At 74.3% G+C, this 11,340-nt stretch carries 9 protein-coding genes and 1 riboswitch; of the genes, 5 read left to right on the top strand and 4 right to left on the bottom strand.

Annotated elements, in window-relative coordinates; translation table 11 throughout:
• Positions 1-51: 51 nt before the first annotated feature.
• A riboswitch (cobalamin riboswitch) is annotated at positions 52-139 on the bottom strand.
• A gap of 200 nt (positions 140-339) precedes the next feature.
• The 3 genes from AB0447_RS12300 to AB0447_RS12290 are packed head-to-tail and all read left to right on the top strand — an operon-like array spanning position 340 to position 4,050.
• Positions 340-1,899 carry a cobalamin biosynthesis protein CobG gene (locus tag AB0447_RS12300; protein ID WP_366476525.1) on the top strand — a complete coding sequence of 520 codons (1,560 nt, stop codon included), beginning with the start codon at positions 340-342 and terminating at the stop codon, positions 1,897-1,899.
• Positions 1,900-1,903: 4 nt separating this feature from the next.
• Positions 1,904-2,551 (top strand): precorrin-8X methylmutase, encoded by a 648-nt coding sequence (locus AB0447_RS12295; RefSeq protein ID WP_366476524.1) that lies wholly within the window; start codon positions 1,904-1,906, stop codon positions 2,549-2,551.
• Complete coding sequence (locus tag AB0447_RS12290) at positions 2,548-4,050, top strand: precorrin-2 C(20)-methyltransferase (protein WP_366476523.1); 1,503 nt, start codon at positions 2,548-2,550, stop codon at positions 4,048-4,050. The genes AB0447_RS12295 and AB0447_RS12290 overlap by 4 nt, the downstream gene beginning before the upstream one ends.
• Before the next feature lie 78 nt (positions 4,051-4,128).
• Here AB0447_RS12290 and AB0447_RS12285 read toward each other — a convergent pair whose 3' ends face one another.
• The 3 genes from AB0447_RS12285 to cbiE are packed head-to-tail and all read right to left on the bottom strand — an operon-like array spanning position 4,129 to position 6,968.
• Positions 4,129-4,980 carry a cobalt-precorrin-6A reductase gene (locus tag AB0447_RS12285; protein WP_366476522.1) on the bottom strand — a complete coding sequence of 284 codons (852 nt, stop codon included), beginning with the start codon at positions 4,978-4,980 and terminating at the stop codon, positions 4,129-4,131.
• Positions 4,970-5,719 carry a precorrin-4 C(11)-methyltransferase gene (cobM, locus tag AB0447_RS12280; protein ID WP_366476521.1) on the bottom strand — a complete coding sequence of 250 codons (750 nt, stop codon included), beginning with the start codon at positions 5,717-5,719 and terminating at the stop codon, positions 4,970-4,972. Before cobM ends, AB0447_RS12285 begins: the two co-directional genes overlap by 11 nt.
• Position 5,720: 1 nt before the next feature.
• Complete coding sequence (cbiE, locus tag AB0447_RS12275) at positions 5,721-6,968, bottom strand: precorrin-6y C5,15-methyltransferase (decarboxylating) subunit CbiE (RefSeq protein WP_366476520.1); 1,248 nt, start codon at positions 6,966-6,968, stop codon at positions 5,721-5,723.
• A gap of 196 nt (positions 6,969-7,164) precedes the next feature.
• Between cbiE and AB0447_RS12270 the strand changes: the two genes are divergently transcribed.
• Entirely contained in the window at positions 7,165-7,653 is a 489-nt protein-coding gene (locus AB0447_RS12270) for a cupin domain-containing protein (RefSeq protein ID WP_366476519.1), read from the top strand.
• 120 nt (positions 7,654-7,773) lie between these two features.
• Positions 7,774-8,829 (top strand): phosphatidylinositol-specific phospholipase C domain-containing protein, encoded by a 1,056-nt coding sequence (locus AB0447_RS12265; RefSeq protein WP_366476518.1) that lies wholly within the window; start codon positions 7,774-7,776, stop codon positions 8,827-8,829.
• A gap of 140 nt (positions 8,830-8,969) precedes the next feature.
• Here the strand turns inward: AB0447_RS12265 and AB0447_RS12260 are convergent, their stop codons facing one another.
• Positions 8,970-11,273 (bottom strand): immune inhibitor A domain-containing protein, encoded by a 2,304-nt coding sequence (locus AB0447_RS12260; RefSeq protein ID WP_366476517.1) that lies wholly within the window; start codon positions 11,271-11,273, stop codon positions 8,970-8,972.
• Positions 11,274-11,340: the final 67 nt, after the last annotated feature.

Here is an 11,340-nt window from a genome sequence, read left to right as displayed (position 1 = left end):
GGCGGCAGGCCTTCCTCGGGGTTTCCGCGCCCCGGGCAGTGCGGACGGCGGGAGTTCCTGACTCACCCGGAACAGCCGTCACCGGCTGCCACCGGACTCACAGTGGCGGGACCGCGCCGGAATCGCACCGGGCTTCCTCCCATGTCGCCGTCCTCGGCGAAGGCGGGCCAGTCGGCCCGCCGACCAGCATCCTAAGCGCCGATCCGCCGAGGCGGGGAGGGGGGTTGCCGTGCGCCCGGGAGCACGGCCGCCACGGCCGTGCGCCGGGGCACCGGGGTGCGGCCGGAGGTGGTGACGGCCACAGGCCCGGGCCCGACAATCGTGGGTATGCTCGCCGCCATGCCACCGCCCCCCTCCGCCGCGTCCCGGGACGAACCCGTCATACGGGACCGCGGCGACGCCTGCCCCGGCGCACTGCGCCTGCACGCGGCGGACGACGGGTACCTGGCGCGCGTCCGGATCCCCGGCGGACTGCTGACCGGCCGCCAGGCCTCGCTGCTGGGGCTCGCCGCCGACCGGTTCGGCGACGGGCACCTGGAACTCACCTCGCGCGGCAACGTGCAACTGCGCGGCCTTGCCGAAGGGTGCGGGGCGGGGCTGGCCGAGCTGCTGGACGCCTCCGGGCTGCTGCCCGCGCCCGGCCACGAGCGCATCCGGAACATCGTCGCGAGCCCGCTCTCGCCCACCGTGGTGCCCTGGGTACGGGAACTCGACCGGCTGCTGTGCGCGAACGCGCGGGTGACGGCCCTGTCCGGACGGTTCCTGTTCGCCCTGGACGACGGCCGCGGTGACGTGGCCGCGCTGCACCCGGACGTGACCGTGCTGGGGCGGGCCGGCGGGCCGGACGGCGGGCCGGCTGTGGCGCGGGCGCTGGTGCGGCTCGGGGCGGCCGCGGGCGCCGTCGAGGTGGCTGCGCCGGACGCGCCCCGGGCGGCCCTGCTGGCCGCCGAGTACTTCCTCGACGCGGCCGAAGCGGCCGGCACCCGAGCCTGGCGGGTGCGCGAGCTTCCGCCCGAACACGCCCTGGACGAGGCCGAGTTCGCCGCCCGGCTGACGGCCGCCGGGATCGCGGCCACCCCCGTACCGGAGGTGGCCTGGCCGTACGCCGCGCCGCCGGAGCCGGGGGCGACGGGCGCCGGCCGGGAGCGCGCCCTGTGCGTGCTGATCCCGCTCGGGCGGCTGACCTCCGACCAGTGGCGGCTGCTGGCACAGGCCGCCGCCGGGCGCGACGAGGACATCCTCCGGGTCACCCCGTGGCGCAGCGTGGTCCTGCCCGGTGCGGCCGGCCTGCGCCCGACCGCAGGCCCGACCGCGCCGGAGCCGGCGCCGGGCGCCGGGCCGGGTGCTCCGGCCGGTCTGACCCGCCCGGCCGGCGTGGAGTTGGCGGAGTTGTCGGGGCTCGTCGTGGGCGCCGATCCGGGCGCCGGGCCCGCCGCGCGGCCCGAGCCTGGCACCGGACCGTCCGGCCCGGTGCGGCCCGAGCCTGCCACCGAACCCTCCGGCCCGGAGTCGGCCACCGAACCGTCCGGCCCGGAGCGGTCGGAGGCGGCCCTGCTGGAGTCGGCCGGGCTGGTCGTGGCCGGCGGTAGTTCCTGGCAGTCCGTCACCGCCTGTACCGGGCGCCCCGGTTGCGCCAAAGCGCTGGCCGACGTGCGGGCCGACGCGCGTGCCGTCGCCGAGCGGGCCCGGGGCGCACTGCCGGTGCACTGGTCCGGCTGCGAGCGCCGGTGCGGACACCCGCGCGGCACGGCCTGGGTGGACGTACTCGCCACCCGCGACGGGTATCAACTCTCCGTCCACGGGCGGCGGCCGGTCCCGGCCGGCCCCGACCTCGCGGCCGCCCTGCGCGCCGCACGCCACACCACCACCGCGGCATCCGACGCCGACCCCACACAGTGAAGAAATGAGCGAGTACCCCGTGTTCGAGTACGAGAAGGACGGCGCCGCGATCTACCGCCAGTCCTTTGCCACGATCCGCGCCGAGGCGGACCTCTCCGGGCTGCCCGCCTCGGTCGCCCAGGTCGCCGTCCGCATGATCCATGCCTGTGGAATGACCGACCTGACCCGGGACCTGGGCTGGACCGACGAGGTCGTGCTGCGCGCCCGCGCCGCCCTGCACGCCGGCGCGCCGATCCTGTGCGACGTACAGATGGTCGCCAGCGGGGTCACCCGCAAGCGGCTGCCCGCCGGCAACGAGGTGCTCTGCACGCTCTCCGACCCGGCCGTGCCGGACCTCGCCGCCAAAACGGGCACCACCCGCAGCGCCGCCGCCCTCGAACTCTGGCGGGACCGCGGCCTGTTGGAGGGCGCCGTGGTGGCCGTCGGTAACGCGCCGACCGCACTGTTCCGGCTGCTGGAGATGATCGAGGAGGGCGCCCCGCGCCCGGCCGCCGTCATCGGCGTGCCCGTCGGCTTCATCGGCGCCGCCGAGTCCAAGGACGCACTCGCCGCCCACCCCTCCGGACTGGACCACCTGATCGTGCGCGGCCGGCGCGGCGGCAGCGCCATCGCCGCCGCGGCCGTCAACGCGATAGCGAGCGAGGAAGAATGAGCGACCGCACCACCGGCCGCCTGTACGGAGTGGGGCTCGGCCCCGGCGACCCGAACCTGATGACCCTGCGGGCCGCCCAGGTCATCGCGGAGGCGGACGTCGTCGCGTACCACTCCGCCCGCCACGGCCGCTCGATCGCCCGCTCGATCGCCGCCGCGCACCTGCGCGCCGACCACATCGAGGAGCCGCTGGTCTACCCGGTCACCACCGAGACCACCGACCACCCCGGCGGCTACCAGGGCGCGATGGAGGAGTTCTACGAGGCCTCCGCCGCCCGGCTGGCCGCCCACCTGGACGCCGGCCGGACCGTCGCCGTGCTCGCCGAGGGCGACCCGCTCTTCTACAGCTCGTACATGCACATGCACAAGCGGCTCGCCGACCGGTACCCGACGGAGGTGATTCCCGGGGTCACCTCGGTGAGCGCCGCCGCGGCCCGGCTGCAGACCCCGCTGGTCGAGGGCGAGGAAGTCCTGACCATCCTGCCCGGCACCCTGCCGGAGGAGGAGCTCACGGCCCGCCTCGCCGCGACCGACTCGGCGGTCGTCATGAAGCTCGGGCGTACCTTCCCCGCCGTACGCCGGGCCATGGAGTCCTCCGGCCGGCTGGCCGAGGCCCGGTACGTGGAGCGCGCGACCATGGCGGGCGAGCGGACCGGGACCCTCGCCGACACCGACCCCGAGTCGGTCCCGTACTTCGCGGTCGCGGTCGTGCCGAGCCGGGTCGGCAACCCCGGCAGCCGGCCCGAACTCCCCGGCGAGGTGGCCGTGGTCGGCACCGGGCCGGCCGGCCCGCTGTGGCTGACCCCCGAGACCAGGCGGGCCCTGGCCGACGCCGACGTCCTCATCGGCTACACCACCTACCTGGACCGGGTGCCGGTCCGGGCCGGCCAGATCCGGCACGGCTCCGACAACAAGGTCGAGTCGGAGCGCGCCGAGTTCGCGCTGGACCTGGCCCGGCGGGGGCGGCGGGTCGCGGTGGTCTCGGGTGGTGACCCGGGCGTGTTCGCGATGGCGACGGCCGTGCTGGAAGTCGCCGCGCAGGACGCGTACAAGGACGTGCCGGTGCGGGTGCTGCCCGGTGTGACCGCCGCGAACGCGGCTGCTGCCGCGGCGGGCGCGCCGCTCGGCCACGACTACGCCACCATCTCCCTCTCCGACCGGCTCAAGCCGTGGGAGGTCATCGCGGAGCGGCTGCGGGCCGCCTGTGCCGCCGACCTGGTGCTGGCCCTGTACAACCCGGGGTCCCGCAGCCGCACCTGGCAGGTTGCGCAGGCGCGCGACCTGCTGAGCGAACTGCGGGGGGAGTCGACTCCCGTCGTGGTGGCGCGTGATGTGGGCGGGCCGGAACAGTCGGTACGGGTGCTCACCCTGGGGACGCTGGAACCGTCCGAGGTGGACATGCGGACGATCCTGCTGATCGGTTCGTCCCAGACCCGCGTCACCGAACGCGGCGACGGCACCCGCGTAACCTGGACCCCCCGCCGCTACCCGGAGTCCTGACCCCCGGCGGCGAGCCGCGGCCCCGGCCCCGTTCGGGTTCGGGGCCGGCGAGCCGCGGCGGGTGTGAGCCCGGCCCGGTCAGCCGGGCAGCGTAGGCGAGGGCTGGGACAGCCAGGTCAGAGCCGCCCCCACGGACTCGGCGAGGGGGACCCCGCCCGGCACCGCCGGCCGGTCCACGATCAGGACCGGGAGCCCCGCCTCGCGTGCAGCCGCGAGTTTGGGGGCGGTGGCGGAGCCGCCGCTGTCCTTGGTGACCAGTACGTCGATGCGGTGGTCGCGCAGCAGCGCGCGCTCCCCGTCGAGGGTGAACGGGCCCCGGTCCAGCAGGACTTCGGCGCGAGCCGGCATCGGCGGCTCGGGTGGGTCCACCGAACGGACCAGGAACCGGAGCCGGTCGAGGGCGGCGAAGGCGGCCAGACCCATGCGGCCGGTGGTCAGGAAGGCGCGGCTGCCCAGACCCGGGAGGGCCCGCGCGGCAGCGTCCAGGGAGGGGACGCGGTGCCAGTCGTCGCCGGGTACGGGCGCCCACGCCGGGCGGCGCAGCGCCAGCAGCGGCACCCCGGTGGCGGCGGCCGCCGCGGCCGCGTTGAAGCTCATCCGCTCGGCGAACGGGTGCGTGGCGTCGACCAGGCGGGTCACCCCGTGCTCCGCGATCCACGCCGCCAGCCCCTCGGCCCCGCCGAACCCGCCGACCCGGGTCTCGCCGGGCGGCAGCACCGGGTTGGCGACCCGGCCGGCGAGCGAGGTGGTCACGCGTCCCCGGAACGCAGCCGGACTCCCGGCCAGGGCCCCGTCCCCGCCCAGGCCTGACGCGACCGTGCCCCCGCCCAAGACCGTGCCCCCGCCCCCGCAAAGCGCCTCGGCCAGCCCCCGCCCCTCCGTGGTTCCGCCAAGGATCAGGACGTGCCCGCCCGATCCCTCAGCAGACATGCCGGTCGCGCTCCGCGGAGTAGAGGTGGCTGTCCCGGAACTGCTCCGCGCCCAGCGTGCGGCCGACGATGATCACTGCCGTGCGGACCAGGCCGGCCTCCTTCACCTGGGCGGCGATGTCCTCCAGGGTGCCGCGGAGGATCAGTTCGTCCGGGCGGGAGGCCATCGCGACCACCGCCGCGGGGCAGTCCGCGCCGTAGTGGGGGAGGAGTTCGGTGACCACGCGGTCGACGTAGCGGGTGGCCAGGTGCAGGACCAGCAGGGCGCCGCTGCGGCCCAGGGTGGCCAGGTCCTCGCCCTCCGGCATCGGGGTGGCCTGCTGCGCGATCCGGGTCAGGATGACGGTCTGCCCGACCGTCGGGACGGTCAGTTCCCGCTTCAGCGCGGCCGCCGCCGCCGCGAACGCCGGCACCCCGGGCACCACCTCGTACGGCACTCCGGCCGCGTCCAGCCGCCGCATCTGCTCGGCCACCGCACTGAACACCGACGGGTCGCCGGAGTGCAGCCGGGCCACGTCCAGGCCGGCCTCGTGGGCCGCGACCAGTTCCGTGATGATCTCGTCGAGGTTGAGCTGCGAGGTGTCGACGAGACGGGCGTCCGGCGGGCACTCGGCGAGCAGTTCGCGCGGCACCAGACTGCCCGCGTACAGGCACACCGGGCTCGCGGCGAGCCGGCGCGCGCCGCGCACCGTGATCAGGTCGGCGGCACCGGGGCCCGCCCCGATGAAGTACACGGTCATATCAGCTCTCGGTTCCTTCCTTGGTCACGGACCACTGGGTGACCGGCATCGCCTGACGCCAGCCGGTGAAGCCGCCGACCGGTACGGCGTGCGAGACCGCGAGCTTCACCAGCTCGCCGCCGTGCGTCCCGTACCAGCGGCCGAGGAGCGCCTCCGACTCCAGCGTCACGGTGTTGGCCACCAGCCGGCCGCCGGCGGGCAGCGCCGCCCACACCGCTTCCAGCAGGCCCGGCGCGGTGAGTCCGCCGCCGATGAACACGGCGTCGGGGGCGGGGAGTCCGGCGAGTGCCTCGGGGGCCGCTCCGGTGACCACGCGCAGGCCGGGCACCGGCACGCCGAGGGCGGCCGCGTTGCGGACGATCCGGTCGGCCCGTTCGGGGGAGCGTTCCACGGTGATGGCCCGGCAGGAGGGGTGGGTGCGCATCCACTCGATGCCGATGGAGCCGGAGCCCCCGCCGACGTCCCACAGCAGTTCGCCGGGTGCCGGGGCCAGTGCGGACAGGGTCGCGGCCCGCACGTGGCGCTTGGTCAGCTGGCCGTCGTGCTCGTAGGCGGCGTCGGGAAGCCCGGGCGTGGCGCCGAGGCGCGGGGCGCCGGGGGCGCGGCGGCAGTCGACGGCCACCACGTTGAGCGGGTCGCCGGGCTCGTGGTCCCAGTCCGCGGCCGTGCCCTCGTACGCGCGCTCCCGGCCGGAACCGAGCTGTTCCAGCACCCGCATCCGGCTCGGCCCGAAGCCCCGCTCTCGAAGCAGAGCAGCGATCTCGGACGGCGATCCGGCGCCCGCGCTGAGCACCAGCACCCGCCGGCCCTCGTACAGGACGGCCGCCACCCGGGCCACCGGGCGGCCGACCACCGTCACCACCTCGGTGTCCTCCACCGGCCAGCCCAGCCGGGCGCACGCGAGGGAGACGGAGGACGGGTGGGGGTGGAACAGCAGGCGCTCCGGGCCCAGCTCCTCCGAGAGGGCCCGGCCGATGCCGTAGAACATGGGGTCCCCGCTGGCGAGGACCGCGATCCGGCGGTCGGCGTACTGCGCCATCAGCCGCGGCACCGAGGGGCGCAGCGGGCTCGGCCAGGACACCCGCTCCCCCTGGCAGGCCATGACCGGCAGCAGGGTCAGCTGGCGGGGTCCGCCGATCAGCAGGTCGGCCTCGGCCAGCGCGGTCCGGGCGGCCGTGGTGAGCCCGGCCCAGCCGTCCGCTCCGATGCCGACGACCGTCACGGGTATAGGGGGTGGTGCGGAGCTCACTGCGCGGTTCCTCGGGGGCCGGGACGGGGGTGGCTCCGCACTCTACCCCTAGCCCACGGCGCCCCTTCAGGGGGCAGGACCGGACAGGGTCCGGCTCCCGAGGTTCTTCGGCGATTCCCGGTGGCGAGGGAAGATCGAATCCCTGTGCACGGTTGTGGCCGGTGACGATGCACGTGCATGAGACAAACAGGAGGGGATGCACATGTCGTATCCGGAGGCCCGCTATTTCGGGGACAAGGGTGAGAACAGCGCGGTGTTCAGGCCGGTCGACACGCCGGCCGAACTGTCGGCGCCGACGGGGGACGCGATCCACTACCTCGCCACGAAGGCCTCCACCCAAGGGGAGTTCGGCCTGTACCGGGTGGAGATGAGTGCCGGCGCCGGCGGTCCGAAGACGCACTTCCACAAGACCATCTCGGAGTCGTTCTTCATCCTCGACGGCACGGTGCGGCTCTTCAACGGTGCCGATTGGATCGACGCGAAGAAGGGGGACTTCCTGTTCGTGCCGCAGGGCGGATTGCACGCCTTCCGCAACGACTCGGACGCCCCGGCGGAGATGCTGATGCTGTTCGCTCCGGGGGCGCCGCGCGAGGAGTACTTCGAAGGGCTGGCGCAGCTCGCGGATGCCACCGATGAAGAGCGCACAGAGTTCTTCATCAAGCACGACTCGTACTTCGTCGAGTAGGCGGGTCCGCCCGACGCGTTGCCGATGCCGATGCCCCATGTCTAGCGGTTGTTCACTCAACTCCCTTACGCTCCCGGCCTGTTGACCTACCGGCGAGTACGAGATCAAGGGAGCCGAGACATGGCACTGCGCAACCGCAACCGCAACCGCATCACGGGAGCGGCGGCGGCACTGGCCGCCGCCGCTCTGCTGCTCGGCACCGGGGCGCCCGCCGGCGCGGCCGCCGCCGCAGACCTGCCCTACGCCGGCTCCACCGGGGTCGGCGTGCACAACGCCTACGAGAAGTCCAAGTACCCCTACTTCGCGGACGCCCTCGACTCCGGCGCCGCCATGCTCGAACTCGACGTCTGGACGAACTTCTTCGGCAGCTCCTGGCGGGTCTCCCACAGCAACCCGATCGGCAACGACAACAACTGCGAGAACGCCACCACCCCCGCCCAGCTCCGCACCAAGTCCCGCAACCAGAACCTGGCGGGCTGCCTCGCCGACATCCGCAGCTGGCACGACGCCCACCCCGGCCACCGGCCCGTCGTCCTGAAACTGGAACTCAAGGACGGGTTCGCTGCCAACCTCGGGCGCGGCCCCGCCGAGCTGGACGCCCTGCTCACCGCCAAACTCGGCGACGCCCTCTACCGGCCCGCCCAGCTCGCCGCCGGCCACCCCGACCTGGACACCGCCGCCCGGGCCGGCGCCTGGCCCAGCCGCTCCGCCCTGGCCGGGAAGTTCCTCGTCGAGCTCATCCCCGGCACCCTCGAGGAGGGCAACGCGGCGGACAAGCTGTGGACCGACCGGGAGTACGCCACCCACCTGCGCAACCTCGCGGCCGCCGGACGGCTCGGCCAGGCCGCGGCCTTCCCCGCCGTGCACCGGGCCGAGGCCGGCGACCCCCGCAACCGCTACGCCGACGCCTTGATCCGCCCCTGGTTCGTGGTCTTCGACGGCGATGCGAGCGCCTATGCCGGCGGCTCCATCGACACCGGCTGGTACGGCCGCAACCACTACCTGGTGATCGCCACCGACGCCCACAACGTCGCCCCCGCCATCGACGGCACCCGCCCCACCGAAGCCCAGGCCCGCGACCGCCTGGCCCTGCTCGCCGGCAAGCACGCCACGGTCGTCTCGGCCGACTGGTACCCGCTGCCGTCCGTCCTCGCCACCGTCGTCCCCCGCGGCTGACACCAGGGTCGGGACCGACGGCCAGGACCGACAGCCGGACCCCGACCGTCGGAACCGGCAGCCGGAACCGAGAGCCGTAACCGACAGTCGGGGTCCGGCCCGGATCATCCGGGCCGGACCCCGCCCCCCGTGTCGCCGGCTCAGGGTGAAGGGCTCACCTGGACCGTGGTCAGCGATCCGCCGGCCGCCTCCTTCACCACCGCGATCCGGGTGCCGGTGTCCGGCACCTTCACCCCGACCTGCGGCAGCTCCGCATTCCAGTAGGAGCCCTTGCGGTCGTCGAAGACGGGCACCCCCGGCCGGGCCGGGACCAGCACCGGCACCCCCGCCTTGTGCAGCACGATCTCGTCACTCGGGCGCAGCGAGAACGGCGCGTCGAAGGTCTGCGCCCGCGCGTTCGCCAGGCTCCCGTCGGTGTACCGCAGCGGCTCCGGCCGGGCGTCCACCGGCAGCAGCATGCCCGCGCCCGGGTGCGCCTTGGTGGTGTTGTCGCTGTACGCGGTGTCCCAGAGCCAGATCAGCACGCCCTGCTGGTACGGGTAGAACTCCACCCGGTCGGTACCGAACCCGAAGTTGTACGGGCCGGTGCGCAGGTAGCTGCCGTAGCCGGTGTAGCGCCGGTTCTCGACCAGGTACGCCCGCGGGTGCTCGGCGGTGCCGGTGCGGCCCTGCGTACGCGACCACTTGACGGCGGTCCAGCCGTTCGCGCCCTGCTCGGCGCCGTCCCGCAGCAGTTCGCGGCCCTCCGGTCCGGCCGTGATCCGGATGTCGTCGAAGGTGACGCCCCGGCCGTGGGTGTTGCTGTCGGAGGTGACGCGCAGCCGCAGCTGTACGGACTTCCCGGTGAACGCGTCCAGCGGGACGGCGAGTTCGGCCCAGCCGCCGGAGGTACCGCTGATGCCCTTCGCCGGGATGGCGGCACCGCCGACGGTGCCGGGCAGCACCGCCCAGTTCGCCCCGCCGTCCGTGGACGCCTCCACGGTCAGGTAGTCGAAGTCCTGCTCGGTGTCGTACCAGACCCGGGCGGCCAGCCGGGCCGGCCCCGCGGTCCCGGTCAGGTCGACCGTACGGGTCAGGGTGTTGTCCATGAAGTCACCGGTGCCGCTCCACCACTGGCTGCCGCCCTCGTACGGGTCGGTCAGCTCGGTCCGCGTCACCGACGGCGGCAGGTGCACCAACAGGGCCTGCGGATCCTCGGTGTTGTAGCCGGACACGCCGAGGACGGCGCGGGTCTTCCGGCCGGCGTCGGCCTCCGTGTACTCCAGCCAGCCCAGCTGGAGCTTGGACCACGGGTCCAGGTCGCCGGGGAAGTCGCCGGTGGTGTTGCGGCCCTTGCCCAGGTACGAGCCCGCGGACATCAGCGACCAGTAGTTGACGCTGTTGTCGCCGTCCGAGCTGTACAGGTCGGGCAGCCCCAGGTCGTGCCCGAACTCGTGGGCGAACAGGCCGACCCCGCTGTTCTCGCCGCCGGTCAGGTAGTCGCCCGCCCAGATGCCGGAGTCGCCGACCGGGGTGCCGCCGGCCTTGTTGCCCTCGGGTCCGGCGCTGCCGGCCTGGTTCCAGTACGCGAACCAGCGGTGCGCCCACACGGCGTCGGTGCCCTGCGCGCCGCCGCCCCAGGTCTGGTCCTTGCCGGCGTGCACGACCATCAGGTGGTCGAGGTACCCGTCCGGCTCGTCGAAGTTGCCGTCGTGGTCGGCGTCGTACCGGTCCCACACGTCGTACTCGGCGAGCTGCGCCCTGATCTGCTCCGGGGTGCGGCCCTTGCCGCGCTCGGAGTGGTACCAGGCGTTGGTGGCGTCCCGGATCATGTCCCAGTTGGTTCGGCACTGGCCGGACTCGGTGCATTTGTCGGTGCCGTACCGGGCTTCGTTGAAGGGCAGGGTCACCCAGTCGGTGACCGTGCCCTCCATGTCGTAGCGGCCGGAGGACTGCAGCCGGTAGTAGTTCCGCAGGGTGGCCGCGCCGGGCTCGGTGCCGAAGAACTGCCGCTGGTAGTAGGCGCGGTCGAAGTCCTTGCGCCAGAGGGTGTGGTTGTCCTCGCGGGCGGGCTTGCCGATGGTGTTGTGGCGGGGGCCGGGCGTGCCGCCGTACTTCGGCTCCACCTGGTCGCCGAACTCGGCGAGGATGACGAAGACCTTGTCCTTGCGCTCCTGGGCGAGTTCGACGTACCGCTTGCCGACCTTGACCTGCCGGGGGAGCGTCCCGTCGGCCTCGGCGCGGGTGCCGCCGGCCGCCACCCCCTCCAGGGCCTGGCGGCGCAGGGCCTGCCGCTGGAGCTCCAGCGGGGCGGGCGGCGGCGGGGTCGCGTTCTGCTGCTCGGGGACGGGGTGTCCGGGAGCGGGGACGGGGGCGGGGGGTTGGGGGGAGGCGGCGAACGCGGGGGCGGCGAGCAGGGCGAGGGATATCGCCGCGCCCACCGCAGCGAGTCTGCGCAACGTCACGGACCTTTCGGTGAGTTGGACGGAAGCGCAGGTAATATTTCACATGTCACAGGTGACGGCTAGGGTG

Origin of the sequence: Streptomyces sp. NPDC051211, assembly GCF_040689505.1 — a bacterium.
Classification (GTDB): domain Bacteria; phylum Actinomycetota; class Actinomycetes; order Streptomycetales; family Streptomycetaceae; genus Streptomyces.
This window is presented reverse-complemented; position numbering and strand designations above follow the sequence as displayed.